This is a genomic window from Qipengyuania gaetbuli (assembly GCF_009827315.1).
In the GTDB taxonomy this organism is placed as follows: domain Bacteria; phylum Pseudomonadota; class Alphaproteobacteria; order Sphingomonadales; family Sphingomonadaceae; genus Qipengyuania; species Qipengyuania gaetbuli.
This window is the reverse complement of sequence record NZ_WTYF01000004.1, coordinates 2,054,579-2,080,218: the sequence shown is the minus strand read 5'-3', so window position 1 is coordinate 2,080,218 and position 25,640 is coordinate 2,054,579. Positions and strand designations below refer to the sequence as shown.

Below are 25,640 nucleotides of genomic sequence, written 5' to 3'. Positions count from 1 at the left end.
GGGCGTTCAGCCCACCTCGCTGCCTTCGCCCGACTGGTCGTGGCGGTCGGTGTCCGCATCCTTGCCGCCGGCAGAGGCCTCGGGCGAACGCAGGTAGCGGTGGGTGCCGTCCTTGGCCCCGTAATCCGCCATCCAGAGCAGCGCGAAGGCGTAGTTGAACATCACGGTCATCACGAGCGCGATTTCCAGCGCGCCGATACCGGCGGCCAGCCCGATGCCGATGGCGAGGAGGATGTAGATCGCATCGCCCGAACTCTTGAGCGTGTTGCGGAAGCGCACGCCGCCCACGATGCCCGCAAGCGAAAACGCCAGCGCCAGCGAGTTGTGGACCATGACCACGATCGCGGTCACGGCGATGGGCAGGACGATCATCGTCTCGACCAGCGCCTGGTCGTATTCCGCACGGTTGCGGCTGGCCATGTAGGTCCAGGTGACCGGGATCGTCGTCAGCATCGCCCCGGCCACGGCGACGAACAGCCAGAGGATCGAACTGCCGAGGTTGGCGACCTTTTCCGCCCCGATCTGCACCCCGCCGAGCGGATCGCCGGAGGTCGCGCTGAGCAGCGTCTGCGCGCCGCCGATGGGCAGGAAATGTGACAGCGACGGATCGAGCGCCACCACCCCCAGCACCGCGCCGGTCACGACGAGGTAGAACACCGTCAGCCTGACGAACAGCATCCGGAAAACCATGAAGACCAGCCCTCCCCCTGCGCCCCTTATAGAGGGAAGCGGGGCGGCTGCCAAACCCTGCGCTTGGGGCCTGCCCAAGGCCCATTTATCGCCTCTCGCTAAGCCACATATTGTTTTTCGATATTATTGATTGACAATAAGTGCGGATCGGATTATTGATTATCGATATTGAGATGCAAGGAGATCGATAAATGTCCCGTTTCCAGTCCCACTTTGCCGCGGCGCTTGCCGCCATCGTCATCACCCTCGTTTCGGTCCAGACGGTCGTGACCGTGCCGTCCGCCCAGATGGCGGTGGTTTCCACGCCGCTGATCGCCTGACCCGGTAGAGAAAGGACCAGCCATGGCCCGCATCATTCCCAACGACCCGCTGCTCGCGATCGGCCGGATCATCATCCTGATCGGCCAGGCCATCATGGGCTTTGCCGCCGCTGTCCTCGTGGTCGGCATCCCGCTGGTGGTCTTCCTGCGCGACAAGGCGACCGTCGAAGTCCGCGCCGAACTCGGCAATCCCGACTTCGTCTTCCCCACGCTCGCCGTAGTGCTGGTCATGCTGCTCGCCATGGCGATCGTCGTGATGGCCTTCCTATTCCTCGACCGAATGCGGCGCATCGTCGACACGGTCGGCGAAGGCGATCCGTTCAAGCCGGAGAACGCCCAGCGCCTCACCTCCATGGCGTGGCTGATGCTCGGCATCCAGGTGCTCGCCATCCCGGCGGCAGGAGCCGGCCTCTACATCTCGAAGCTGATGGAAGAGACCGACGCCACAATGGACATGTCATTCGACCTCAGCGGCGTCATCATGGTCGTCACCCTATTCATCCTCGCCCGCGTCTTCCGCAAGGGAACCGAAATGCGCGCCGACCTGGAAGGGACCGTGTGATGGGCGCCGCTTCAGAAGGAACCGCAATCATGGTCAAGCTCGACGACCTGCTCCACGACCGCCGCATGACGCTCACCGAACTGGCGGAACGCGTCGGCCTCACCCTCGCCAATCTGTCGATCCTCAAGACCGGCAAGGCCAAGGCGATCCGCTTCTCCACGCTTGAAGCGATCTGCCGCGAACTCGACTGCCAGCCTGGCGACTTGCTCGCCTACCGGCAGGACTAAGCCACCCCCGAACCCGACACAGGAAACAGCAAGGCCCGGCGCCCCAGCGGCGCCGGCAGCTGTCTTGCGCCCTACCGAAAAGGATTTTCCGATGACCCTACGCCTTTCCGCCGCGATTGCCTGCGCCCTCGTTTCCCTTGCCGCCCCCGGACAGGCCGCCGCCCGGCAGCCGGACGAAGCCGCTTCCCCGGCAGAACTGCCCCAGCGCGTTCTGCTCGTCGTCAGCAGCCATGGCCGCAGCGCGGGCACGGAGAAGGGGCAGGTCCAGCCCGGTTTCGAGATGGACGAACTGGCGCAGGCCTGGCTGGTCCTGAAAGCGAACGGCCTTGCCGCCGATATCGCCAGCCCCGCGGGAGGCGCTGTCGAACCCGACGGCTACGATCCTGCCAAGTCCTACAATGCCGCCTTCCTCGCCGATGTGGAGGCGAGCGCGAAGCTCGGGCAGACCCTGCGGCTCGATCCGGCGATGGGCGGCCAATACGGCGCCGTCATGGTGATCGGCGGCAAGGGCGCGATGTTCGACCTTCCTTTCTCGCAGGTGCTGCAGGGGCTGCTCGCCGAGACCGAAAGCCGCGGCGGCGTGGTGGCGGCGGTCTGTCACGGCCCCGCGGTCTTCGCCCGCATGCTCCGCGACGACGGAACCCCGTGGGCGGAAGGGCGCAGGCTGGCGGGCTTCACCGACGAAGAAGAGGCCCTGTTCGGCAAGCGCTGGGTCAAGCATTTCCCCTTCCTGCTCGAAAGCGAGCTGCGCTCGGTCGGCGCGCGCTTCGGCGAGGCACCGATGATGCTGCCCCATGTCGAGGTCGACGGCAGGGTGGTCACCGGCCAGAACCCGTTTTCGGTCGGCGCGGCAAGCGATGCGCTGGTGCGAGCCATGGGCAAGACCCCCGTGGCCCGCGAAGCGTGGTCGGACGAGCGCAGCGTCATGCTGGTCGCCCGCGCGATCGCTGGCGACGAGGCACCGCTTGCGGCAGCGCTCGCGGCAAAGGACCCGCGCCTCGATGTGCCGCTGGTGGCGATCTGGGGCTATTACCGCTCGATCGAGGCGGGCGAAGGCCGGGCGATGCTGGCATCGGCGCTGCGGATCATGGAACTGGCCCAGCCGCATTTCCCCGAACCCCAGCTGGCGGAGGCCATTGCAGGCGTCAGGGCACGTCTTTCCGCCATGTGAGACCAATGCGGGCGGCCTCGCGAATACTTGACTCGCAGCCGGGAAACGCTAAAGGCCGCCCCGCTCGGTAAGGCCGCAAGGCACTGCCGATCATCCGTCCGAGACAGTTGGTGGCCGGGATCTGCCCGACCTTAATTTCCAGCCTAGACGGGGAACAGAGATTTTCCGGCGGTGCGCCCGATCATGGGTAAGCCGTTGTTTCGCGCCAATTGGCGCACTCCTTCCCCCTCAACGGACTCGCCCGTGTTGCAGTTTGCAGCATGGACAAACGTAGCCGATTTCGCCGGTCCATTCCGGCGGGGTCATAGTGAAGGAGTATGGCATGGATCGTTCGCAGAAAGCCGATTCGGTCGCCCAGCTCAGCGAAGTCTTCAACCAGGCTGGCGTGGTCGTCGTGACCCGCAACCTGGGCCTTTCGGTCGCCCAGTCGACCGAACTGCGCACGAAGATGCGTGAAGCCGGTGCGTCCTACAAGGTTGCGAAGAACCGTCTCGCCAAGCTCGCGCTGAAGGACACCGACTACGCAGGTCTCGAAGAGTACCTGTCGGGTCCGACCGCCCTCGGTTATTCCGAGGATCCGGTCGCTGCGGCCAAGGCCGTGGTGGACTTCGCCAAGACCACCGACAAGCTTGAAATCGTCGGTGGATCGATGGGCGCGACCGTGCTCGACGAAGCAGGGGTCAAGGCACTCGCCTCGATGCCGAGCCTCGACGAGCTGCGTGGCAAGATCGTGGGCCTCGTCAACGCGCCGGCAACCAAGGTTGTCCAGCTCGTCAACGCACCCGCAAGCAAGCTCGCTCGTGTCTTCGGCGCATATGCCGCCACGGAAGCCGCGTAAGAGCTGGTTCTCGCTTAGAACACATATTCATCGGGGCAGAGCCTATCCGGCACCCCGGCCTATTATTTGGAGTGAAACATCATGGCCGATATCGCCAAGCTTGTTGAAGAACTGTCGAAGCTGACCGTCATGGAAGCCGCTGAGCTTGCCAAGGCGCTCGAAGAAGAGTGGGGCGTTAGCGCCGCCGCTGCTGTTGCCGTTGCCGCACCTGCTGGTGGTGGCGACGCTGGCGCCGCTGCTGAAGAGAAGGACGAATTCGACGTCATTCTCACCGGCGACGGTGGCAAGAAGATCCAGGTCATCAAGGAAGTCCGTGCCATCACCGGCCTGGGCCTGACCGAAGCCAAGGCTCTCGTCGAAGGCGCCCCGAAGGCGCTCAAGGAAGGCGTGAACAAGGCCGAAGCCGAAGAAGTGAAGGCCAAGATCGAAGCAGCCGGCGGCACCGTCGAACTGAAGTAAGCTTTTCGCTTACGCTTCGAACAGCTTACGCTGATCACACGAAGGGCGGTGCCGAATGGCGCCGCCCTTTTCGTATGTGCCGGGCAAATGTCCGCTATCGACCCGAAAGGAGACACAGATCTCCATGTCGTGGAATGTGGTCCATCCTCACGTTGACCAGTATGCGGACCTTGATAGGCGTAAACTATGCTTCATGGTTTGATCCGCTCGTTTATTCCGTTGTTCCTTCTCGGGATTATTGCACCGGTCTCTGCACAGACTGCCGATGGCTGCAGCAACTGCTATACAGCGCAGGAAGCCAGAGAAGATCTGCAGGTGCTTTTCACCAAGCTCCAGCAGGAACACGTCAATCTTTTTGCCCGGCGCAGCAAGGCTGAATACGAAGCCCATCTGCAGCAGTTGCTGGCGCGCATAGATGGGCCCATCAAAAGGTCGGAATTCCATCTCATGCTGCATGAGGCGATGGCATTCGGGAACATTGGACACTCGAAAACCGAAGCAGCTCTGGCCGATGTATTTGGCCATATCGGAAACGACGGGAAAATCATCCCACTCTCGATCGCTTATCGGGGCGACACGATGATTACCGACAATTGGACGGGGACCAGCGATGCATTGCCACCTGGGTCGCGGATCACGGCGCTTGCGGGCATTCCGGTTGAGGAGTTCGAGAACAAGGTAAGAAAGATCGTATCCGCCGATACCGTCCGCTTGCTGCGTACCCAAGTCGAAATGGGGATGCCTGCTTACCTGTACTTGCTTTTCGGACCGGTCGCTTATCTTGATGTCGATTACATCGCACCTGATGGCAAAGCTGTTTCGCATCGTATCAACCCCGTGACTTTTAGTGAGATGTACGCGCTTCAGGATGCCCGCGCATTGCCGCGACCCGAGCGAAAAGCTAGCGCACGCATCCACCGCGACCTCGGGGATGGCATCTTCTACCTCCAGCCGGGGCCGTTCTCGGCCACCCAAGCCGAGCGCGGCGAGGATGGCGATGTCTACATGATCGAACCGTTCCGCGCCTTCGTCAGCGAAGCCTTTGCGGCAATGGCCGAAAGCGGCGCGCAAGACCTTATCATGGACCTTCGCGACAACGGCGGCGGCGATGCCAGCTTTTCCGATCTCATCATTGCCCGGCTGATCGACAACCCTTATCGCTTTGCATCACGCTACGAGGTGAGGGCAGGCCCAAACACCAAGGCCGTGTGGTCTGATCGACCTCGTGATGACGAGACACTCGCTGGCCGTATAGCGGCGGCATTGACGGATGCGGAAGACGGTGAGGTAGTGTCCATCGAACTACCTGAAACACAACCCATTGCCGACAATGCATTCGGAGGCCGAGTGTGGGTGATGGTGAACCGGCATAGCTATTCCAATGCGGCCGTAATTGCTGCACTCATGCAGGATCTGGGTATCGCGACGATCGTGGGCGAAGAAACGGCCGATGTTCCGACGACGTATGGAGCCGTCGAGAGCTTCAACCTGCCTCATTCAGGTGCAAGCATTATCTATCCGAAGGCTTACATGGTGCGTCCATCGGGGTCAGAAGAGACAAGGGGGGTGGTGCCCGACTTCCTCATCGCTCCCACTCCCATTGGCCAAAGCGAGGATTGGATGCTGCAGATCGCAAAAAGACAAATCCTCATGTCGCGTTGACAAGGCTGGCTGTTTTGGAAGTTCGCAGTCCACCCCACTTTGTGACTGATTTGCATGGCGTGAGGCCTGCTAGAATCGGACCGTCTGCAAACGCTGCGGGTGACTATCTATCGGCACGCCCCAAAAGGCGCCCAAGCGCGGTTTCTGCGCCTCGAAACAGGGCACGGAAACATAGATAGATCACGCTGGCGATTGCCATAGGGACTACCACGGAGTCGAATTGAAGCTGGCCTCGGCTCCAAAACACTTCACCCCAAAATGGCCCAGAAAACAAAAGATGGAGAGCAACAGCGAGAGCCACGCTTCGCGTTTCTGCTAAGAGCGAAGGAACCGAAGCTCTCTGAAGCAAATGCGCAAGAGCAATGGCTGCGACACAGACTGTCACGGCACACGCAATGGTGAAGGCTAGCCAGGCGAAGGGACTAGCAGCAAACTCCGATCCTGGGCGAAGGACATGGTCAGCAAAATCGAAGGCAGTGGAGATTCCTACAAGGAGGCAAAACCAAGACCAATGCGAGCGCCAGTTGATCATTACGATGCCGCATTAGATCACTCCCGCCAAGCCCACAACACAAGGCGTCCGCTTCCCACCCAAAAGCAGCCATTCTCAAATCCGGTAATTCACCCGCAAGCCCATCATGTCGATGCCGGGGTTCTGCTCGGAATTGAACAGCCGGGCATTGCTGATGTGGACCCAGCTGGCCTCGATCGACCATCGCTGGTCCAGGCGCGTGCCGATGGCCAGTTCGGGCTCGAACAGCACGCGGCTGCCAAGGTCGGTGCGATAACCCGTTTCCGGATCGACGCGCAGCGCGGGTGCATCGTGAAGCACCAGGCCGACGCCGGGACGCAGGTAGATCCCGCCGATTTCCGCCTGCCAGCTGACGCCGAGCCCAACGAAGTTCGTATCGCCTGTGGTGTTCACAGATGCGAAAACATAGGGCTGCGGCCCGCCCAGTGCGCCGAGCGCCTCGATCTCGTCGAATCGGTAGCCCGCCTGGACGTCCATGCCGCCTTCGCCTGTGTCGAAGGTAAAGGGCGTGTCGACGCCGTGGGCATAGGCGCCGCTGTAGATTTCGCCCGCGGATGCACTGGCGGGAAGCAGCACGGCAGTCAGGGTCAGGGGTAGCCAGAGGCGGCAGGCACGCATCGCGCGATCCTCGCTGGAATTGGGGGGAAGGTCGCTCCTAATCTCCCCACGCTTTCGCGCCGATGAAGCGCCAAAGCGTTTCCTCGCCGTTAACCAGAGCGCGAAACCTCGTCTTGACCGCGACCCACTAGCAGGGGGGCATGGTCGACGCACCAATCTCCCTGCGCCGCGGTAAGCACGGCATTCCCCTCGCCCTGGCGGGTGCGGCCCTCGCAGCCATGCTGCCGGCCAGCGCCTCTGCGGCGAGCGCGGAAGTGCTGATGCGGGCCGCGCCGGGCCTTGCGCAGGCAGAGGATTGCGCGGCCAGTACAGGCACCGCTTCGGTGCCCGCCGACCTTGCCCCTGCCGCGCAGAGCAAGGCCGCCGCCATCCTCGGCGGATCGAGCGCGCTCGACGCGATCCGCGCCCAGCAGGAAGGCGTCAAGGAAGACCACCCGCTGTTTGCAGGCGTTCCGGCCAAGCCGCTGGAACCTGCGGCAGCACCCTCGCCCGCACGCAGCGCCGGTTGCAGCGTGGCCAGCCCCTTCGCCGCGCGGCCCGTCTTCGATCCCGTGAAGCCGCTGTCCTTCGTGCCGCGCCCGCAAGCGCAGCCTGCGCTGGCACCGGCCCCCGGCCCTCGCCGCGCCGATGCCAATCTCGTCCTCGGCAGCAAGATGGTGCCGGTGGGGCATACCAGTTTCGACGGGGCCTTTGCCCGCGTCAGCCGCGCGCGCAGCAATCTTGGCCCGACGCTGGCCGCGATCGGCACCGCCAAGACCGACAAGTCGACGCTCGTCGCCTCGATCAACCGCTGGGTCAATCGCAGCATCCGCCACGCGGAGGACCGCGACCTGTACGGCCGCGCAGACTACTGGGCCGACGCTGCCACCACGCTGCGCCTCGGCAAGGGCGACTGCGAGGATTTCGCGCTGCTCAAGATGGAATTGCTCGCCGCCGCCGGTGTCGCGCGCGAGGACATGATGCTCACGCTTGCCCGCGATCTCATCCGTCGGCGCGACCATGCCGTGCTGCTGGTCAAGACCGATCACGGCATGATGATGCTCGACAATGTCGGCGATGCCCCGCTCGATGCGCGCTCCGACCACGGCTATCGCCCGGTCATGAGCCTGGGCGCGAAACAGAGCTGGCTACACGGCTATTGAGCCGCGCCCCGGCACTTATCAGCGTTCGGTCATTGCCCTGTCGAAAGCGCGGTTCACCGGCTTGAAGAGATAGGACAGCACGCTGCGGCGGGCGGTCATGATCTCCACGTCGCAGACCATGCCGGGCACGATCGGCAGACGGACCCCGCCCTTCTCGATGAAAGCGCGATCGGTCTCGATGACCACTGCGTAGTAGGCCTCGCGCTCGACCTCGTCGAAGATACTGTCGGCGCTGACCTGCGCCACGCGGCCCTTGATCCCGCCGTAGATCGAAAAGTCGTAGGCGGTGACCTTCACGTTCGCCGCGTCGCCGACCTTCACGAAAGCGCGGTCGGCAGGCGAGATGCGCGCCTCGATCAGCAGCTTGTCGCCCACTGGCACGATCTGCATGATCTGCTCGCCTGCATTGACGAAGCCGCCCTGCGTGCTGACCTGCAGATCGTTGACCACGCCATCCGCAGGCGCGCGCAATTCGTTGCGGTCGCGGCGTGCGGATGCACCGCGGATACTTTCCTGGTTCACCGCGATCCGCGTGGCGATCTCGCTCCGCTCGGCCAGCGCCTGCTGGCGGAAATCGGCGCGCGCCTGGCTGAGATCGGCCTGCGCCTGCATGATCGAGGCCGAAGCGCGGCCCGCTGCCTGGCGGGCGGCGGCAAGGCGGCCCTGCAGGTCGACGACTTCGCGCTGGGCCTGCAGCAGGTCGGTCTGCGGGACGATGTTCTTGGCCGCCAGCGGGCGGAGCATGTCCACCTGCTCGCGCGCGAGGCGCAGGCTGCTCTCGAGGCTGCTGGCAGTCGCTTCGGCTTCCGAAAGGTCGCGGCGACGCTGCTCGACCGCGGAAGCGAGCGAAGTCTCCCGCGCCTGGGCGGTCGCACGGCGGGCCTGCGCAAGGCGCGCTTCCTCGGCGCAGGCACTGCCAGCCTCGCAGCCGATGCTGCCGCCGGACGCTTCCTGGTCGAGCCGCTGGGCACGAACGGCCAGCCGCTGGTTCTCGGTTTCAAGCTCGCCGAGCGCTGCGGAAGATTGCGTGTCGTCGAGGCGGACCAGCAGGTCGCCCTTCTTCACGCTCTGCCCGTTGCGCACGAGAATCTCGGCAATCACGGAAGGTTCGGCCGGTTGCACCAATTGTGCCTTGCTCGACGGGATCACCTTGCCCGTGCCGCGCGTGATCTGGTCGACCTGTGCGAAAGCGGCCCAGACGAACAGCAGCGCCATGCCGAGAGCGGCGGTGACGATCAGGCGCTGGGCGGCAGGCATTGTCCGCCAGCGTGCGGCGAGCGTCATTGTTTCATCTCCGTGGAACCATCGGTTGCGACCGCGCCGGCCTCGCCCTGTCCTGCCAGGGTCGAACGGTAACCGGCGCTCAGTTCGACGGGGTCGGGGATCGTCAGGCGCCAAGTCTTGGTCGTGTCGATGCGCCCGCCGACGTCGGCAGCAGCGTGGCGGTCCTTGACGTCGGGGACAACAGTCAGGCCCGGCGTGTATCCGGTATCGATCACCATCTCTTCCCCGCCCTCGGCCTCGGCGAGGAGGAAGCGCGTGTAATCGACCTGCGGCAGCACTTCGCGTCCGCCCCAGCCGCGATAGAAGCTGGCGGACATGCCCGGCGAGCCCGGGAAGCGATAGAAGATGTGGCGGCCGATCTGCGTGATCTTGCCGAGGGTATAGGCCCATTTCGGCACCACGTAATCGGCATGGTAGTGCGTCGCGGTGCCGACGTCGGGCATGACGTATCCGGCCAGCGCATCCTTAGCGAGGGCCTGCGCGCGCTTCCACAGATTGGCCTGCGGGCGGCGCAGCAGCGCTCCGTCGCAAGTGAAGCTGAACTGGCACACTCGCTGGTTGTAGCCTTGGTAGACCACGCCGCAGACCGTGTTCGGATAGGCGGGATGGCGCACGCGGTTGAGCACGACCTGCGCGACGGCGCGCTGGCCCGATTCCGGTTCGAGCGCGGCTTCGTAGTAGATCGCCTGCGCCAAGCATTCGCGCGCAGTGCCGAAATAGGCGGACGAGAGAGGGATGCCGCTAAACCGGCCGGTCTTCTCCAGTCGCAGGCCGCTGAGCGGAATGGCGAGGTTGCGGCTGCGCGCACTGTCCACGTCTTCCACCGCGAGTTCGGCGATATCCTGGCTGCCGGTGGTCATGGCGACCAGTCCTGCCTGCATTTCGGGATCGAGCCGCGCCATTGCCCGCGCCGCTTCCTGCGGGGCGAGCAGCGAGGAGGTGCCGACCAGCAGGCTGGCCAGCGCCAGCATCATCAGCGCGCCGAAGCGGCGGACGCGGGTGACGGCAGCGGCGCTCATGACACCACTCCGCGCGGCGCGCCGGCCTTGGCCAGCACTTCCTTGATCGGGCCGTCAGCAGCAACGCGGCCGCGGTCGAGCACGATCAGGCGGTCGCAAATGGCGAACAGCGCCGGGCGATGCGTCGCGATGACGAGCGTCTGTTCAGGCTTTAGAGCAGTCGACAGGCGCTCGACGAACATCTTTTCGGTCTCGCTGTCCATCGCGCCGGTCGGCTCGTCGAGGAACAGGAGTTCACGCGGCTCGACCATTGCGCGGGTCAGCGCGAGGAAGCTGCGCTGCCCGCCCGAAAGCTGGCGGCCGTCCTCGCCCACCGGACGATCGAAACCGCCGGCATCGCGCGACAGGTAGGCGTCGGCCCCGGTGGCGCGCATGGCAGCCAGCAGGTCTTCTTCCGAAATGCCCAGCCGGCCGAGCGTGAGATTGTCGCGCACGGAACCGGAGAACAACGCAGCATCCTGCCCGACGAAGCCGAGCGCCTCGCGCAGCTGCTGCGGGCGGTACTGGTGGACGTCGATGCCATTGACCAGCATCGCACCACCGGTCGGGCGGTAGAGGCCGCACAGCAGACGCCCCAGCGTCGACTTGCCCGATGCGACACGGCCGACGAGCGCCACGCGCTCACCCGGCTCGATGGTCAGGTTGAGGCCCGAGAGCGCCGGCTGCATGTTCTCGCCATAGGCGAACTCGGCGTCGTGGAATTCGATCTTCGGGCGGGCGATCGCGGTCGGGGCGACGCTGGCGCCCTCGCGCCGTTCGTCACCGCCTTCGAACAGGCGCTCGATACTGCCGAGCGTTTCCTGCGCCTGCCGCCCGCGGGTCAGCAGGAAGGCGATCTGGCCGGCCGGAGCGAGCGAGCGCGAGGCTAGCATCACGATGGCGATGATCGCACCCATGGTGATGTCACCGGCCGCGAAGAGATAATAGCCGCCGATGATCAGCGAGACGGTCGAGACCTGCTGGAAAACCTGCGCCAGCCCCACGGCGAGCGAGTTGATCGAGCGCAGGCGAAGCTGCGAATGGCCGCCGATTTCGGCCAGCTGGTGCCAGCGCGACAGCATCCCACCTTCGCCGCCCATGGCCTTCAGCGTTTCGGCGCCGGTCAGCGATTCGACCAGCAGGGTCTGCTGGAGGCCGTAATCGGCCTGCGCATCCTGCGAGGCTTCGACGACCTTCTTCTGGAGCACGTAACCGGCCACCATCATCGCCAGGATGATCGTCAGCGGCACCAGCGCCAGCCAGCCGGCAATGATGGCGATGACCGCCACGAACACCACCAGGAAGGCGACGTCCACCAGCAGGACGACCGAGGTCGAGGCGAAGAAATCGCGCACCACGGCATATTCGGACACGCGCGCGGCAAGCGAGCCGGTGTGGCCCTTGCGCTCTGCCAGCGGCACGGCGAGCAGGCGCGAGAAGATCTTCTGGCTCAGCTTGAGATCGAGCCGCTGGGCGATCTCGTCGACGATCGAGGTGCGCGCGCGGCGCAGCGCGAATTCCAGCGTGAATGCCAGCAGCACGCCGATGCCCAGCACCCAGAGCGTCTCCTGGGCCTGGTTGGGGATCACCCGGTCGTAGACGTTCATGGTGAAGATCGGCAGCGCGATCGCCAGCAGGTTGATCAGCAGCGAACCGAGGATGACCGGCAGGAAGGCACGGCGTTCGCGGCGCAGTTCACCCCAGAACCAGTGCTGGCGCGCCTTGGCATGCCACGGCGCCTCGTTGGCGCGCATCTTGTCGGGATCGCCGTAGATGGAAATGAGCGTGCCGGTATAGGCCTGCTCGACATCGCCGCGCGGTTCCCACAGTTCGTTGCCGCTTTCGGGATGCCACAGCAGTAGCTCCTCGTCCTGCGCATCGAGCAGCAGGGCGACGCCGCGATTGGCCAGCGTGATGATCGCCGGCAGGTCGCCTGCGCCATTGGGCAGGCGGCGACGCGGCACCACGTCATAGTTGAGGCCCGCAAGCTCCAGCGCTGCCGGAGCCTGGTGGACGGGAAGCAGCCCTTCTGCATTGCGCGGCAATTGCGCAAGCAGGCCGCGCGCAAAGGGCAGGCCGTACCGGCGCGCCCCTTCCGCGATGCACTCGACGAGCGGGTCCAGGACCCGCCCGTCGATCTGGTCTGCACTTGTCTGTTCCATGCCCGTCACGAGCCTCTACGCGTTTCAGTCTCCGTCAACGCGCCTTTGCAGTTCGGCTTCGACCGGCGGTCCGTAATCGAACCGCTCGCGTTCCCGCTCGTTGGCACCGGCTCCCGGTGCAATGCTCAGCGCGTCCAGAAACTGGTTTGTAGCAGCAAGTGTCTGGTACTGGGCGAACAATTGGGAGAAGCGTGCCGTTTCGAGACGAACCTGGGTGTTAAACCTAGTATTCTGGGCATCGAGAACATCGAGCAACGAACGGCGTCCGATGTTGAACTGGCTGCGGTAGGACAGCAGCAGATCGTCGCTCACCTGGCTCTGCCGGGCAAGCTGTTCGGTGATGCGACGCTGCGTGTCGAGTTGCTGCCAGGCGAGCCTGACATCCTCTTCCGCGGCGCGCTGGCGGTCATGCAGCGCATAGCGTGCAAGGCTGGCCTGGCGGACCGTTTCCTGCAGGCGGGCCTGGTTGATGCCGCCGGTGAACACGTCCCAGCGCAGCACTACGCGGGCCTGCACGTCGTTGGTCTCGCCGGCAAACCCGTCGATATCCTCGCCCACGCGGCCGCGGGCTTCGATACCTATCGTGGGCCACAGATCGCCCTCGGCCGATTTGACCACGGCATTCGCCGCATCGACATCGGCCTGCGCCTCGCGGACAAGCGGGTTGTTGAGCCGTGCCATGCCGACAGCACTCGGGAGATCCGGCGGCATCGCGCTGGCAAGGTTCGGCGGCAGGGTCGCTGCCGACAGGTCCAGGCCGGTCAGGCGGCGCAGCGAGATATAGGCATTCTCGAGTTCGAGATTGGCTTCTTCGCTGCGGACCAGGGCGGACTGGAGCCGTTCCTCGGCCTGCTGTTGGTCGGCGATGGAGATCGAGCCTTCATCGACGCCGCGCGACAGGTCGCCCACCAGAGACTGGTGGAAGGCCGCATTGTCGCGAGCTGCTGCCACGACGCGCTGCTGGAGCAGGACGTCGAGATACTGGCGCGCGATCTGGAGCGCGATGAACTCTGAGCGTTCGAGCACGCGGAGCGAGGCGCCATCGACGCGGGCAGCCTGACGCAGCAATTCGCCGCGACGGCGACCGAAGTCGAAGACCGTCCATTCGCCGGTGATGCCGGCTTCGAGCGGATAGAGCTCGTCATCGGCGATACCCAGCGTGCGGCGCGTATTGTTCTCGAGCCGGCGGATACCCGCGCTGGCTTCGATATTGACGCGCGGCATGTAGAGGCCCTGCGCCTGGCGGCGTTCGAACTCGATCGCCTCCTTGTTGTACTGCGCCTGCAGGATTTCCGGGTTGGACTGCATGGCGATGGTGATCGCCTCTTGCATGCTAACCGGATCGGCGGCCTCTTGGGCCATTGCTGCCGGAGCCGCACCTGCAAGCAGGAGCGCTGCGGTCATTGCCAGGGTTGTCGTACGCATTTCTCGTCCCCCCTCTTATTCGCTGACCTGGATTTCGACGCGGCGGTTCTGCAACTCGCGCACGCCATCGGCAGTCGGCACCCGGGGCGTTTCTTCACCCTTGGCGTCGGTGGAGATGCTGGCCGCGGGGATACCGCGACTGGACATCAGGTTCGCAACCGCTTCGGCGCGCCGCTGAGACAGGCCCTGGTTGTAGGCGTTGCTGCCCGCGCGGTCGGTGTGGCCGATCACGGTAAAGCTGCGCCAGTTACAGGCGGGTGCGTTCTGCACGACGTATTCGACGGTCTGGATCGCGTCGTCCTGCGGCGTGGCGGAATCGAACTCGAAGAAGATCAGGCCCGGTGCCTCGACAGCGCACTGTGCCGGCGGCGGCGCGACCGGAGCCGGCTCTACCCGCGTCTGCGGCATGCGCTGCATCATCGCATAGGCCATGTTGCAGCGGGATAGGCTGGTTTCGTCCCGCGTGTTGGACTTGAGGAAGCCGAGCGCGATACCGCACTGCGCCTTTGCCTCGCTTGCCCAGATGTAGCGGGGGTCATTGGCCGAAACCACCGAGGCATCCTTCGTCAGCGCAAGCGCCGCGTCGTACCGTCGCTGGACTTCGGGCCGCAGCTGGCCCTTCTCCATCGCCATCAAGTCATCCTGCGCAAAAGCCGCGGTAGGGCATAGACCCACCGCAGCTCCTGCCAGCGTGAACACCGCTGTTATTTTCTTCATTGCAAGTTCCCCTGTTGCAAGGTTTCTTGGATCCTCATGCTGCCGCCCCCGCTTGGGCTGCAGCTTCATCGAGATTGTCGACCGTCATTCCGCTGGCCAGCGACTGGGCCAGGCCCGGGTGGACCATGGCATCGAGCAGGCCTTCGGCAGCGAAGTGGCTGTGATTGCCGCCACCCTCGCCCGTCGTGCGGATGTCGAACTGGGCCACCAGCGCATCCACTCCGGCTTCCGCCACCACGTCCGAGATCGCATCGCCCAGCGTGCTGGCCAGCGCCGCATCGCCGAGGAAGTCGGCAGCCGGAGCCTTCGTGCCGGGCAGGTCCGCAGTCATCTGCAGCAGCGCTTCCATCGAGCTGTCGACTGCGCCGCCGGTCGCGAACGCCGTGTCCGAAACTTCGCCCGTGGTGCCGTCGGCCCAGGTGAAGGCGGACTTGCCGAAGACGGTCACATCGCCGTCGGCAGCGACCGACTGGATGCCGTCGGACACGAGGTCGATGGACACGATGCCCATATCGGAGAGCGAAACGAATTCGCCATCGTCGGACACGCCGTCGAGATCGGCGTCGATCCACACTCCAAATTTACCATAAGCATCGTCGGAAGCGTCGAGCTTTCCGCTACCGTCGCTGTCGTACTTGGCAGCGATGGCTTCGAGATCGGTCATCGTGCTGGTGCCGAAGACGAACTCCGATGCCCCGCTGACCGCGCCGTCGCCGTTCATGTCGTAGGCGAGGATGGCGCTGCCGGCAGCAATCCAGGCGGTCTGCGCCTTCACGCTGTCGCCATTGTAATCGTAAGCAACGCCCGAAGCCTTGGAGACGAAGCTGTTGCCGCCGCCATCGAGGTCGAGGACCACCGGAGTGACAGCCGGGTTCAGCGTGATGTTGAGCACGCCCGAGGTGACCGTGTCGCCGTCATTGTCCGTTATCGAAATCGGCACCGAGAAGGGCACCGGTTCGTCGGAGAAGGAGAACGCGCCGAAATCGCCGATCTTGTATGGCTGGCCGCCAATATTGGCGAAGACCAGGCTGTTGTAGCCATCGTCCGTGAAGGCCGCGATGCGGGTGTTCGAAGCGACACCGACAACCGTGACTTGGCCACTGGGCAGGAAGTCGACAGTGAAGCTGCGCCCCCCCACATTGTAGCTGCCGTCAGCAGTAATCTGCAGGCTGGCGTTATTGTAGCTGATCACGATGCTGGTGATGTCGTCGGCCTGACCATCGCCAACGATGTTGTTGCCATCGGTGCCGGTCGACGCGTTATCGTCGAATGCGGTGACAAGGACCGAACTGGTCGGGTTGGAGCTACCGGTGATCTGCGTGAACAAAGCAGAGCCCCCGTTTGCCAAGTAGTGGCCGCTGAAAGTATGGGTAGCGCCACCCGCATCCTCGTAATCTGCGCTGCTCGAAGGTGAGCCAGCCAGGTCGATTACGTAATCGATGCGAAGAGCTTCTCCGGTCTTCACCGAGTTGCCGTCGCTCACGCCGCCTTCGTTGGCATTCGTGTTCACAGAGCCTGCGTTCACACCATTTTCGATCGGCGTTAGCAGCAGATCCTGGCTTCCGGTCGTGCCCGGTAAATTGAACCCTGCCCACGAGCCGTTTCCGCCGACGAAATTGTATCCGTCGCTGTTGAAGTCGATGTCCGTGACAGCATCGAGCGGCAGCGAGAGGTCGAGGACATAGTTGTCGTCGGAACCATCGGGATCGAGCGTGATCGTAAAGACCTCGGTCGTCGTGCCGGCCTTGACCGCGGTAAGGACCGTGCCGTCGGCAGAGATCGAATAGCTCAGCTGGGCCAGGCCCGAAGTCAGGTTCTGGCTTTCCAGCGAAGCGATCGTCGCCGCAGTGAAGATAACCCGGCCACCGTCGGCACCGTAGTTGTTGTCGACATTGCCGTCGCCGGTGTCGAGCGAAGCCTGGTACGTGCCGCCCGCATTGGTTGCCGAAAGGATCGCAGCGTTCGTCGCGACCGGGCTGTCATCGTCGACGAAGATGATAAGGTCGCCGATTGCGGTAACGGTGTCACCGTCCGCATCGGTTGCCTGGACCAGCGGACCAAAGTCGATACCGATAGTGTCCTCAAAATTGTTCTGCGGGTGATCCAGCGGACCGACGAGGTCGAACTGCCAGTCACCGTTCGTCGCAAGGAAGAAGGTGAAGACCGGCGAGCCGTCGGCGGTTGCAGTGATCGAGTTGGCGCTCACGAGGAATGCCAGCGGATCGCCGCCCGAGGTTAGGTTGAGGCTGGTCAGGTAGGCCTGGGCTCCTGCGACATCGAAGCCGTAGGTCTGAGGGCCATCAGCACCTGCATTGAACAGGCCCGCAGCGCTGCCGCTGGCCGTGTCCGTATAGGTGCCTGCGCCATTGTCGGCATCCGACGGACCGCCTTCGATCCCGCCCGGAAGGGCGTCTTCATCGACAATGCCTGTGATCAGCACGTCATTCGCTGTCGGCGTATCATCGTCGACATTGATAGTCAGCGTGCCATTAGCCGTATCGAGATCGCCGTCGGTCACGCGGTAGTTCAGCGTGATGCTCAGGTCGTTCTCGTCACCGCCCGCTGCGTGCAGGATGTTGGCATTCTGTGTGACGGTGTAAGCGCCGCTTGCGGTGTCGAGCGTCACAGTGACTACCGTTACCCAAGAACCACCCTGGTCCTGCTGGACCAGGAGCGAGCCGTTCGGGCCAGCAACATACTGGAAGCCATCAGGCGCACCGGTCGTCAGGAAGGCGATAGAGCCGCCGTCATTCCCGAAGTTATGCGACAAAGTTCCGCTGGTGCGGTTCGTGTCTGGATCGACGTCGCCGATACCGCCGGGGTTGCCGCCCGCTTCGGTGTCGTCGTCCAGTTGAACCGGCTGCATCGTTCCGGTCGACGGATTATCGTCAAAGAACCGCAGGTCGCTACCGATTTGGATCGTTGCGGTGTCGGTATCGCCATCACCATCGGTCCCGGTCGCCGTGAGCGTGATTAGATCATCCGAGGCCAAGAAGGTCGGCTCGTTCGGATCCAGCGGGTTCGGGTGCACCACTGCACGAATCTGGTCGAGCGTCACGGTGCCGCCGGCATCAACGGTCAAAGTAAACACCGGGTCTCCGGTGGCGGCGTCGAGTGCGCTGGTACCTTCCCGACCTACGACTACGCCGCTTTCGAGGAACAGATAGACACTGTTCCCGGTAAGGGAATCGACCAAGCCGCTATCAGCGCCACTGGCCGAGATGCCGAGGGCGTAGCTTTCGCCGCCACCCACAGAACCCGGGCCGTCGGCACCGAAGTCGAAGGTAAAGACGTCGCCGAATTCCGCGCTGGCGTCGGTTGCGAGGAAACTCTCGTCAACCGTCAGTAGCGGGATCGCACCGGTCACGGTCACGTCCGGGCCGTGGTCGGCAAAGCGGATGTTGCCGCCGAGGTCGAGCGTCACGGTCTCGCTGGCCTTGTCGCCGTCGCCATCTTCGATGGTGGCGGTGCCGCGCAGCGTCACAAGGCCCGTGCCGAGGATCTCGAATTGGGCGTCATAGTTGCTCGACGAGCCGGGCAGATCGTGATCGATCTCCTCGTACTGCGTCAGCGTGACGATGCCGGTGTCTTCGGCAACCTCGATGGTAAAGACGAGGAGGCCGTTGGCGCGGCCTTCGACCACGGCGCCGTTCATGGCGATGACCACTGCAACGCCGTCGCTGGTCAGGCCCGAGGGGTTGCCCGAGACGAGCAGGTCGTAGGACCAGTCGACCGAACCCGCGCCGTCTGCGCCGTAGCTTGAGCTGGCGATCGAGAACGCGTCACCGAAGTCGGCCGAGGAGGTGTCGACCCCTTCGCCGCCGATCGTATCGACATCGAAGGTCGTCAGCAGAACAGTGTCGTTGTCGACCACGGCTGCATCGATGCTCGGGCCATCGTCGCGGAAGCTGAAGGCGCCGCCGATATTGGCCGTGGCATTAACGGTGTCGCCGTCGCCGTCGGTGACGGTTGCGGTCAGCGTGACGAGATCGTCGGCAAGGCCGCCGGTGGCATCGTCGGGATCGGTGTCGTCGGCGTGCACCACGGCGCGCAGCTGGGTCAGCGTCACGGTGCCGTCGCTGGCAACCGCGATCGTGAAGACCAGGTCGTCGCTGGTCGCGGTGCGACCTTCGATGGTCGTACCGTTCATCGACACTTCGACCGCTTCGCCGGTGGCAGTGTCCACCAGGCTGGTCGTGGAGCCGGTCAGGCCGAGGACGTAGCCGCCCACGCTGCCCGGTCCGTCTGCATTGTAGTCGGGCGTGAACAGGCCGGAGAAGTCGGCATCGGCCGGAACGCCGAGATCGGTTTCATCGACTTCGATCGAGTCCGCAGCAGGTGCTGCAGCTTCGAGCGTCGGGCGGTCGTCGGACACGCGCACCAGCACGCTGCCGGTGGCGGTGTCGCCATCGATGTCGGTTGCGATCACGGAGATCGAGCCGAGCAGACTGTTGTCATCAATCAGCGGGTTCGGGTGGCCGAGGTAATTGTCCTCGAGCGTTGCCGTGACCGTCGCGTCATTGCCCGAGACCGAAAGTTCGAGCGTGATGACGAGGCGGCCACCGTCGGAACCGGTGATCGTGTTGTCGTCGACACGCACCCAGGTGAGCCCGCCGAGCAGGCCCGACGTATCGCCGAAGACGAAGCTGGCAAAAGCGTCCGAACCTTCGGTGAAGCTCAGGACGTGGAAGGCGGAATCCGGGCCTGCCGGCGTGCTGCCGTCGGCCAGGTTCTGGTCGTCCACGGTGACCGAGCCGGGCTGCGGAGCCTGCGGCAGGGCGCCGTCCTCGATGCGGATCGGCTGGGTGGCGGTGGAGATGTCGCCGTCACCGTCGGTCAGCGTGTAGCTGAAGTCGGCCACGATATCGCCGCCGCTCTGGTCGAGGCCGGTGTTCGGGTCGAACGTCCAGTTCCCGTCCATGTCGATGGTGTAGGTGCCGTTGGCAGTGATGACCGTGGCATCGGTGCCGTCCTGCGGGACCGCGACGGTCTGCGCGCCGACAGTGATGGAGGTAACGGTTGCACCGTCGGCCCCTTCGGTGTCGTTGGCCATGACGTCGCCGCCGATGGTGCCGACTGCATCTTCCGCCACGCTCTGCAGCGTCTCGTCGCGCGCGGTCGGGACATCGTCGACGATCGAGACCGAGATGGTGCCCGTGCCGATGAGGTTGCCGAGCGTGTCGCGCACTTCGTAATCGAAGGTTTCGAAGCCGGTGACGGTGTTGGTGCTGTTGTTGCCGCCCTGGTCGGGGACCAGCGTGTCGCCGTCCACCGCGCTGGTCAGCGTGTAGGTGTATTCACCCGTGTTGCTGTCGAGCGTGAGCGTGCCGTAGCTGCCGGTCGCCGGGTCGAGCAGGGTGTAGACCAGCGTGCCCGATGCGCCGCTGACCGTGATCTGGCCATTGGCGTCGACTTCGCTCGGATCGCTGTTGTTGCCGCCATTACCGTCGGCCAGCTCGCCCGAACCGGTCGGCAGGCCCTTTTCATTGACGATGGCGTCATTGTCGAAGACCTGGCCCGCCACGTTGTCGATATCGATCGTCAGCGTCGCGGTGGCTTCATCGCCGTCGCCGTCACGGATGGTGTAAGTGAAGACGTCCGCCACATCGGCATTGATCGAATCCACCTTGGATTCGTAAGTGTAGGCACCCGTGGTCGCATTGAGCGTGAGCGTGCCCAGCGTGGTCACGATGACCAGGTTCCCGTCGACGTCGACGGTGGTCTGGGTGATTGTGTCGTTGACGCTGCTGATGGAAACGATGCCGCCGCCAGCCGCATACCCGTCCGCACCGGCCGCATCGAGGCCGAAGCCGTCGCTGTCGGTCAGCACGTTGCCGGCGGTCGAGCCGCCTTCGCTCACGTCGTTGGCATTGTCGTAGGCAGAGGGCGCATCATCGTCGAACACGATGCCGAGATTGGTCGTCGTCTGGTCGCCGTCACTGTCGGTGACAGTGAAGTCGATCGAGACCGAGGCGTCGTTCTCGTCGCTACCGGCTGCGTGCAGGACGTTCTGCAGCAGGGTGACGGTGTATGCGCCGGTCGCGCTGTCGGTGATTTCCACGGTGAAGACCGCGCCGCGGGCGCTGCTGGCAGTCAGCGTGTTGCCGCTGATCGAATAGGTCACCGTCTCGGTGCCGAGCGAGGCCGAGGCGCCTTCCAGCGCCGGATCGAAAGCGATTGCTGCGGGCGTGTCGTTGCCGACGTTGAAGAACAGCGTGCCGGTGAAGCTGGCTTCGCTGGTGTCGGCCGGGTCGTCGCCATTGTTGGCGTCGAGATCGCCGGTGGTCGACGCGGCATTGCCGCCGGCCAGGCCGTCATCGTCGACGCTCGCGGTGCGCTGACCACCCTGCGGCTCGGAATCCGGCTTCAGCGTGACTTCCACCGTCGCGGTCGAGGTGTCGCCGTCATTGTCGGTGATGGTGTAGGTGAAGCTGTCGGTCAGATTGCCGTTGCTGCCTGCGCCCGGTGCGGGCGTGTAGGTGAACAGGCCGGTCGCCGGATCGTAGGTGACGGTGCCCTGGGCAGCCTGCGTGGTCACTTGCACGCTGGCGACATCGGCGGTGTCGACGCCGTCGGCACCGAACACGTCGTTGTCGAGCGCGTCGATGGTGAATGCCTGGTTCTCCGCCGCCTGGACGACGCCGTCGTCATTGGCAGTGGGAACATCGTCGACCACTTCGATGTCGAGCACGGAGCTCGCGCTCGAACCGTCGCTGTCGGTAGCTACCACGTCGAAGGCGTCGAACAGCGAATCCTGCGAGTCCGCGATCGGGTGATCGAGAGTGTTCTGGCTGAGCTCGTATTCCCAGGTCACGGTCAGCGAAACCGTATCGCCATCCGCATCGGTAACCGGCGTAACGCCGGTGATGCGCAGTGTGCCATAATCGCCGGTGAGGACCACCGGATAGGTGACGCCTGCACCGAACACGGCAGTGCCGCCGATGGTCAGGGTCTCGAGCCCGTCCTGCGCGTCGACCGAGAAGGTGCCGTTCGTGACGAGGCTTTCCTTGGTCGTGTCCGAACCGTCGGCAAGGTCGTCTTCGTCGACGAGGCCTTCCGGAGCCGTCAGCGACAGGTCGTTGATGACGACCGGATCGTCCGCGCCGTTGATGGTGATCGTCAGCGTGGTGACGCTTTCGTCGGTGTCGCCGTCGGTCAGCGTATAAGTGAAGACTTCGGTCAGGCTCTCGGTCTCGTCGAGGCCCTGGACAGTCTCGTTCGTGTTATCGAGTTCGTAGCTGTAGCTGCCATCCGGGTTCAGCGTCAGCGTGCCGTAGAGGCCCTGCAGGGGGGTGCCCGGCGTGCCGTCTGTCGCGCCGAAATCGACGTCGGTGACAGTTGCGCCGTCAGCGCCCTGCGTGTCGCCGCCATTGTCGCCATTGGCTTCCGCATCGGTGATGACATTGCCGCTGGCGAGCAGCGGGCCGTCTTCGGTAACGCTATCGGTATCCGGACGCGCGGTGGGCACATCGTCGACGATGGCGATCTCGAGGTCGCCGCTGATCGAATCGCCGTCCTGGTCGGTCACGACGATCGCGAAGCTGTCGGACGTGGTGTCGCCGTTGGTATTGGTGGTCAGCTCGTAGGTGTAGCCAACCGTGCCGTTGCCGATCGAAGTGATGGTCAGCGTGCCGAAGCTGCCGGAGTAGGTCTGGCCAGCGACCAGCGGAGCGCCGTCGATGGTCAGGACCGCCGGGCCGTCGGGCGCGGTGAAGGTGAAGGTGCCACTGGTGAATTCGCTGTTGCTCGCGGCATCCGAACCGGCAGCAAGGCCGGCCTCGTCAACCTGCGTCGTCTCGCCGCCGGCAACCGGCAGGTCGAGGGTGACGGGGCTGTCGGCGATCGAGATGACCAGGGTCGCGGTGGAGGTATCGCCGTCGTCATCGGTGATGACGTAGTCGAAGCTGTCCTCCACGCCGCCCGGCGTGCCCGCGTCGCGGGTGTAGCTGTAAGTGCCGTCGGCAGCGATAGTCAGGGTACCGTAGAGGCCCTGGATCGTCTCGCCCGCCACGCCGCTGTCGCTCGCGCTCGAATAGGAGGTGACATCGGCGCTATCCGCGCCCTGCACGTCGTTCGACAGCACGTTGCCGCCGACCGGACCATAGGTGCCGGCGGCGAGCGCATTCGCATCGTCACTGGCGGTGGGCGCATCGTCGATGATGGCGATGACCAGCGTGGTGGAGGCGGTGTCGCCGTCGCTGTCGATCACCGTCAGGGTGAAGCTTTCGCTGTCGGGATCCGACAGCGTGTTGTCCTTCAGCTCGTAGCTGTAGCTGTAAGCGCCGTTGTTCACCGAGATGGTGAGCACGCCGGCAGCAGTAGTTACCGTACCGCCGCCAGTGACATTGACGCCGTTCACGACGAACGAGGACACCGTGTCATTGCCGGTGCTGATTGCGATCACGCCCGAGGCGGTTTCACCGGTGCTGGCTTCGTTCGAACCGGCCGGCTCGCCATCACGGGCAGCTAGGGCGGCTTCTTCGACGTCGTCGTCGCCTTCGACCGAAATCTGCGGGGTCGAATCGTCGGACAGGGTGATGGTGACGGTCGCGGTGGACACGTCGCCGTCGCCATCGGTGATGGCATAATCGAAGGTGACCGTGCCGGTTTCGCCGGCAGCGGGCGTGTAGGTGAAGGTGCCGTCGCCATTGTAGGCAAGGCTGCCGCCACCGCTCAGCGTTCCGTCGACAGCGGCAACGCCGGTTGCCAGGTCGACGCCGTCGGCGCCGGGCGTGTCGTTGGCAATCACGTTCACCGAAACCGGTGCGTTCTCGCTGCCCTGGGTCGCGCTGTCGTCGAGCGCGGTCGGGGTGTCGTCGACGATGGTGATGACGAGGTCGTCGGCTGCCACGTCGCCGTCGAGATCGGTGATGACGATCGGGAAGGTGACCGTGGTCGTGTCGGCGTCGCCGGTGTTGTCGGTCAACTCGTAGACATAGGTGATCGTGCCTGCGCCTGTCACCGGGTCATAGGTGTAGCCTGTGACCGTCAGCGTGCCCGTTTCGTCCGAGAAGACGACCTGCGGCAGGCTACCAGGGGTGATGACCGTACCGCCGAGCGTGACGCTGCCGACACCGTCGGGCGAATTGAAGGTGATCGTGCCGGTCGCGGTTTCGTCGTCGCCGTCGAAGTCCGAACCCTCCGGCTCGTCAGTACGCGTACCGGTGTTCGGCGGAAGCTGGCCTTCCTCGACCACGGTCTCGTCCGCTCCGTCGGGCACATCGGTGATCGCATCGGGCGCATCACCGATGTTGATCGTCAGCGTGGCGGTGCTGGTGCTGCCGTCGGCATCGACGATCGTATAGGTGAACTGCTCCGACACGCCGCCGGGCGTGTTTACGAAGCGAGTGTATTCGTAGGTGCCGTCCGCATTCAGCGTCAGCTCGCCATAGGTGCCGACCAGGGTCGCACCGGGCGCAGCGCTGCCGCCGGCATTGGCGAAGCCGTCGACCGCGCCGCTGGCGGCATAGTTGTCGGCGCCCGATTCGTCGTTGACGAGCACGCTGCCCGAAATCGTCGCGTGGCTGCCGCCCGGGACCGAGCCCGTGTCGTCCTGCGCGATCGGCGCATCGTCGATGACGATGATCTGCAGCGTTGCGGTCGCGGTATCGCCGTCGGTGTCGGTAACCGTCATCGAATACGAACCGTCGACGGTCTCGCCCACGAGGTTGTCGTTCAGCGTGAAGCTGAAGCCGATCTGGCCGCCGGCAAAATCGATGCTGGTGATCGTCAGGACGCCGTACTGGCCCACGAAGGTCTGGCCGACCGCGGTGATGGCTACGCCGTTGATCGCAACCGAGCCCACGCCGTCGGGCGCGTTGAAGACGATGGTGCCGGCGGCGGTTTCGCCGTTGGTCTCGCTCAGCGTGCCTTCGCTTTCATCGACACCGTTGATCGTGCGTTCGGGCAGGCCCGATTCGGCAACGGTCGCGATGGCGTTGATCACGCCTGCCGGATTGTCCGGCGTTTCGATGATGATGTCCGGATCCTGATCCGGCGCATTCGGGATGATCTCGCGCTCTTCGGGCTGCGGGAACTGCAGCTCGGTATAGGGCAGCAGGTCGCCGAGGTCGTAGGCGGCCTGGATGGCACCCGGATCGACTTCGAAATTGCCGCCCGAGCTCTGCGGGTTGCCGGCAGCGGGCTGCGGCTCGTTACCGGTCAGCAGGGCTGCAAGGTTGGCGGCAGGAACCGTGACGCCGTCGACCACGATCTGCGGGACGATGATGGCGCCTTCGGGAATGATGATGCGCGTACCGTCGTCGAGGACGAGGACGAGGTCGCGGCCGGACGCAGTCAGGTTTTCGAGCGATGCTCCGTCGGGCAGGACCACGACGCCGTTTTCATCGGGCGTGAGCACGATATCGCCGCGCGCACTGCGCTGGGCTGGGGCACGTTCGACACGCGGGGTGTCGCCGGTGTCCTGGCTGTCCTGTGCGCCGGTGAATTCACCATTCTGCTCGAAACTGTCCATCGTATCGGTCCTTCCTGCAGCCGGGAGGAGGAGCGAATTCCCCTCCTATGACGCGGAAGCTGCCGGGAACGATACGGGCTGCGAATCTTCGGGGTACCACCCCCCAAGGATTGTTCGAGCGAGATCAGGGCAGGTGCCCGTCCAGCAATTTCCGCGGCCCGACTTTTCGTCCTCACAGTGGCGAATCGAGCCACCCGCGGGACGTGTCGTTGCATTAGGTGAAACAGGTCACACCCAATCTTTCAATGTTGTTAACCAGTTGATGGATAGCAAAAAAACGCCATTTCGGGCCGGAATCGGCCGAAAATCTGCTTCAACACATTGAATTTTCTAGAAACTTGTTGACTGTCCGAAATCGG

The 25,640-nt window shown here is 64.3% G+C and carries 16 protein-coding genes; 8 read left to right on the top strand and 8 right to left on the bottom strand.

Translation table 11 applies throughout. From position 1 onward, the window contains the following. Positions 1 to 6: 6 nt before the first annotated feature. Positions 7 to 690 carry a DUF4956 domain-containing protein gene (locus GRI42_RS12710; protein ID WP_160608837.1) on the bottom strand — a complete coding sequence of 228 codons (684 nt, stop codon included), beginning with the start codon at positions 688 to 690 and terminating at the stop codon, positions 7 to 9. Positions 691 to 881: 191 nt separating this feature from the next. On the opposite strand from GRI42_RS12710, the gene GRI42_RS14100 reads away from it, so the two are divergent. The 7 genes from GRI42_RS14100 (at position 882) to GRI42_RS12680 (ending at position 5,929) form a co-directional block, all read left to right on the top strand. Continuing rightward, positions 882 to 1,010, top strand: a complete 129-nt coding sequence (locus tag GRI42_RS14100) for a hypothetical protein (RefSeq protein ID WP_267904393.1) — start codon at positions 882 to 884, stop codon at positions 1,008 to 1,010. Between the two features lie 22 nt (positions 1,011 to 1,032). Then, complete coding sequence (locus tag GRI42_RS12705; protein ID WP_160608836.1) at positions 1,033 to 1,572, top strand: DUF2975 domain-containing protein; 540 nt, start codon at positions 1,033 to 1,035, stop codon at positions 1,570 to 1,572. Beyond that, complete coding sequence (locus GRI42_RS12700; protein WP_160608835.1) at positions 1,572 to 1,799, top strand: helix-turn-helix domain-containing protein; 228 nt, start codon at positions 1,572 to 1,574, stop codon at positions 1,797 to 1,799. The genes GRI42_RS12705 and GRI42_RS12700 overlap by 1 nt, the downstream gene beginning before the upstream one ends. A gap of 91 nt (positions 1,800 to 1,890) precedes the next feature. Next, complete coding sequence (locus GRI42_RS12695) at positions 1,891 to 2,970, top strand: type 1 glutamine amidotransferase domain-containing protein (RefSeq protein WP_160608834.1); 1,080 nt, start codon at positions 1,891 to 1,893, stop codon at positions 2,968 to 2,970. Positions 2,971 to 3,292: 322 nt separating this feature from the next. After that, positions 3,293 to 3,808, top strand: coding sequence for a 50S ribosomal protein L10 (gene rplJ, locus GRI42_RS12690; RefSeq protein ID WP_160608833.1), 516 nt, complete (start codon positions 3,293 to 3,295; stop codon positions 3,806 to 3,808). A gap of 81 nt (positions 3,809 to 3,889) precedes the next feature. Continuing rightward, a complete protein-coding gene (gene rplL, locus GRI42_RS12685) occupies positions 3,890 to 4,267 on the top strand; it encodes a 50S ribosomal protein L7/L12 (RefSeq protein WP_160608832.1) in 378 nt (125 codons plus the stop codon). A 186-nt stretch (positions 4,268 to 4,453) separates the two neighbouring features. Next, entirely contained in the window at positions 4,454 to 5,929 is a 1,476-nt protein-coding gene (locus GRI42_RS12680; protein ID WP_160608831.1) for a S41 family peptidase, read from the top strand. A 607-nt stretch (positions 5,930 to 6,536) separates the two neighbouring features. Here GRI42_RS12680 and GRI42_RS12675 read toward each other — a convergent pair. Beyond that, positions 6,537 to 7,079: an acyloxyacyl hydrolase gene (locus tag GRI42_RS12675; RefSeq protein WP_160608830.1), complete on the bottom strand. Its 543-nt coding sequence runs from the start codon at positions 7,077 to 7,079 to the stop codon at positions 6,537 to 6,539. Between the two features lie 140 nt (positions 7,080 to 7,219). Here GRI42_RS12675 and GRI42_RS12670 point away from each other — a divergent pair, with 140 nt between their 5' ends. Then, on the top strand, positions 7,220 to 8,221 hold the full coding sequence (locus tag GRI42_RS12670) for a transglutaminase-like cysteine peptidase (protein WP_160608829.1): 1,002 nt from the start codon (positions 7,220 to 7,222) through the stop codon (positions 8,219 to 8,221). 18 nt (positions 8,222 to 8,239) lie between these two features. Here the strand turns inward: GRI42_RS12670 and GRI42_RS12665 are convergent, their stop codons facing one another. Genes GRI42_RS12665 through GRI42_RS12640 form a run of 6 tightly spaced genes read right to left on the bottom strand, consistent with a single transcriptional unit; the run spans position 8,240 to position 25,281 of the window. After that, positions 8,240 to 9,505 carry an HlyD family type I secretion periplasmic adaptor subunit gene (locus GRI42_RS12665; RefSeq protein ID WP_160608828.1) on the bottom strand — a complete coding sequence of 422 codons (1,266 nt, stop codon included), beginning with the start codon at positions 9,503 to 9,505 and terminating at the stop codon, positions 8,240 to 8,242. Beyond that, positions 9,502 to 10,524, bottom strand: a complete 1,023-nt coding sequence (locus GRI42_RS12660) for a cell wall hydrolase (protein ID WP_234033952.1) — start codon at positions 10,522 to 10,524, stop codon at positions 9,502 to 9,504. The genes GRI42_RS12665 and GRI42_RS12660 overlap by 4 nt, the downstream gene beginning before the upstream one ends. Next, positions 10,521 to 12,665, bottom strand: a complete 2,145-nt coding sequence (locus GRI42_RS12655; RefSeq protein WP_160608827.1) for a type I secretion system permease/ATPase — start codon at positions 12,663 to 12,665, stop codon at positions 10,521 to 10,523. The genes GRI42_RS12660 and GRI42_RS12655 overlap by 4 nt, the downstream gene beginning before the upstream one ends. Positions 12,666 to 12,689: 24 nt before the next feature. After that, on the bottom strand, positions 12,690 to 14,090 hold the full coding sequence (locus GRI42_RS12650) for a TolC family protein (protein WP_234033951.1): 1,401 nt from the start codon (positions 14,088 to 14,090) through the stop codon (positions 12,690 to 12,692). Positions 14,091 to 14,105: 15 nt separating this feature from the next. Then, the gene (locus GRI42_RS12645; RefSeq protein ID WP_234033950.1) at positions 14,106 to 14,807 is read right to left on the bottom strand and encodes an OmpA family protein; all 702 of its coding nucleotides are present in this window, start codon (positions 14,805 to 14,807) and stop codon (positions 14,106 to 14,108) included. Between the two features lie 34 nt (positions 14,808 to 14,841). Beyond that, a complete protein-coding gene (locus GRI42_RS12640) occupies positions 14,842 to 25,281 on the bottom strand; it encodes a DUF5801 repeats-in-toxin domain-containing protein (RefSeq protein WP_160608825.1) in 10,440 nt (3,479 codons plus the stop codon). Between the last annotated feature and the right edge of the window lie 359 nt (positions 25,282 to 25,640).

What these genes read in the sequence shown, in the direction of transcription:
- GRI42_RS12710 (WP_160608837.1), bottom strand. Translation starts at nt 690, where the DNA reads ATGGTTTTCCGGATGCTGTTCGTCAGGCTGACGGTGTTCTACCTCGTC.
- GRI42_RS14100 (WP_267904393.1), top strand. Translation starts at nt 882, where the DNA reads ATGTCCCGTTTCCAGTCCCACTTTGCCGCGGCGCTTGCCGCCATCGTC.
- GRI42_RS12705 (WP_160608836.1), top strand. Translation starts at nt 1,033, where the DNA reads ATGGCCCGCATCATTCCCAACGACCCGCTGCTCGCGATCGGCCGGATC.
- GRI42_RS12700 (WP_160608835.1), top strand. Translation starts at nt 1,572, where the DNA reads ATGGGCGCCGCTTCAGAAGGAACCGCAATCATGGTCAAGCTCGACGAC.
- GRI42_RS12695 (WP_160608834.1), top strand. Translation starts at nt 1,891, where the DNA reads ATGACCCTACGCCTTTCCGCCGCGATTGCCTGCGCCCTCGTTTCCCTT.
- rplJ (WP_160608833.1), top strand. Translation starts at nt 3,293, where the DNA reads ATGGATCGTTCGCAGAAAGCCGATTCGGTCGCCCAGCTCAGCGAAGTC.
- rplL (WP_160608832.1), top strand. Translation starts at nt 3,890, where the DNA reads ATGGCCGATATCGCCAAGCTTGTTGAAGAACTGTCGAAGCTGACCGTC.
- GRI42_RS12680 (WP_160608831.1), top strand. Translation starts at nt 4,454, where the DNA reads ATGCTTCATGGTTTGATCCGCTCGTTTATTCCGTTGTTCCTTCTCGGG.
- GRI42_RS12675 (WP_160608830.1), bottom strand. Translation starts at nt 7,079, where the DNA reads ATGCGTGCCTGCCGCCTCTGGCTACCCCTGACCCTGACTGCCGTGCTG.
- GRI42_RS12670 (WP_160608829.1), top strand. Translation starts at nt 7,220, where the DNA reads ATGGTCGACGCACCAATCTCCCTGCGCCGCGGTAAGCACGGCATTCCC.
- GRI42_RS12665 (WP_160608828.1), bottom strand. Translation starts at nt 9,505, where the DNA reads ATGACGCTCGCCGCACGCTGGCGGACAATGCCTGCCGCCCAGCGCCTG.
- GRI42_RS12660 (WP_234033952.1), bottom strand. Translation starts at nt 10,524, where the DNA reads ATGAGCGCCGCTGCCGTCACCCGCGTCCGCCGCTTCGGCGCGCTGATG.
- GRI42_RS12655 (WP_160608827.1), bottom strand. Translation starts at nt 12,665, where the DNA reads ATGGAACAGACAAGTGCAGACCAGATCGACGGGCGGGTCCTGGACCCG.
- GRI42_RS12650 (WP_234033951.1), bottom strand. Translation starts at nt 14,090, where the DNA reads ATGCGTACGACAACCCTGGCAATGACCGCAGCGCTCCTGCTTGCAGGT.
- GRI42_RS12645 (WP_234033950.1), bottom strand. Translation starts at nt 14,807, where the DNA reads ATGAAGAAAATAACAGCGGTGTTCACGCTGGCAGGAGCTGCGGTGGGT.
- GRI42_RS12640 (WP_160608825.1), bottom strand. Translation starts at nt 25,281, where the DNA reads ATGGACAGTTTCGAGCAGAATGGTGAATTCACCGGCGCACAGGACAGC.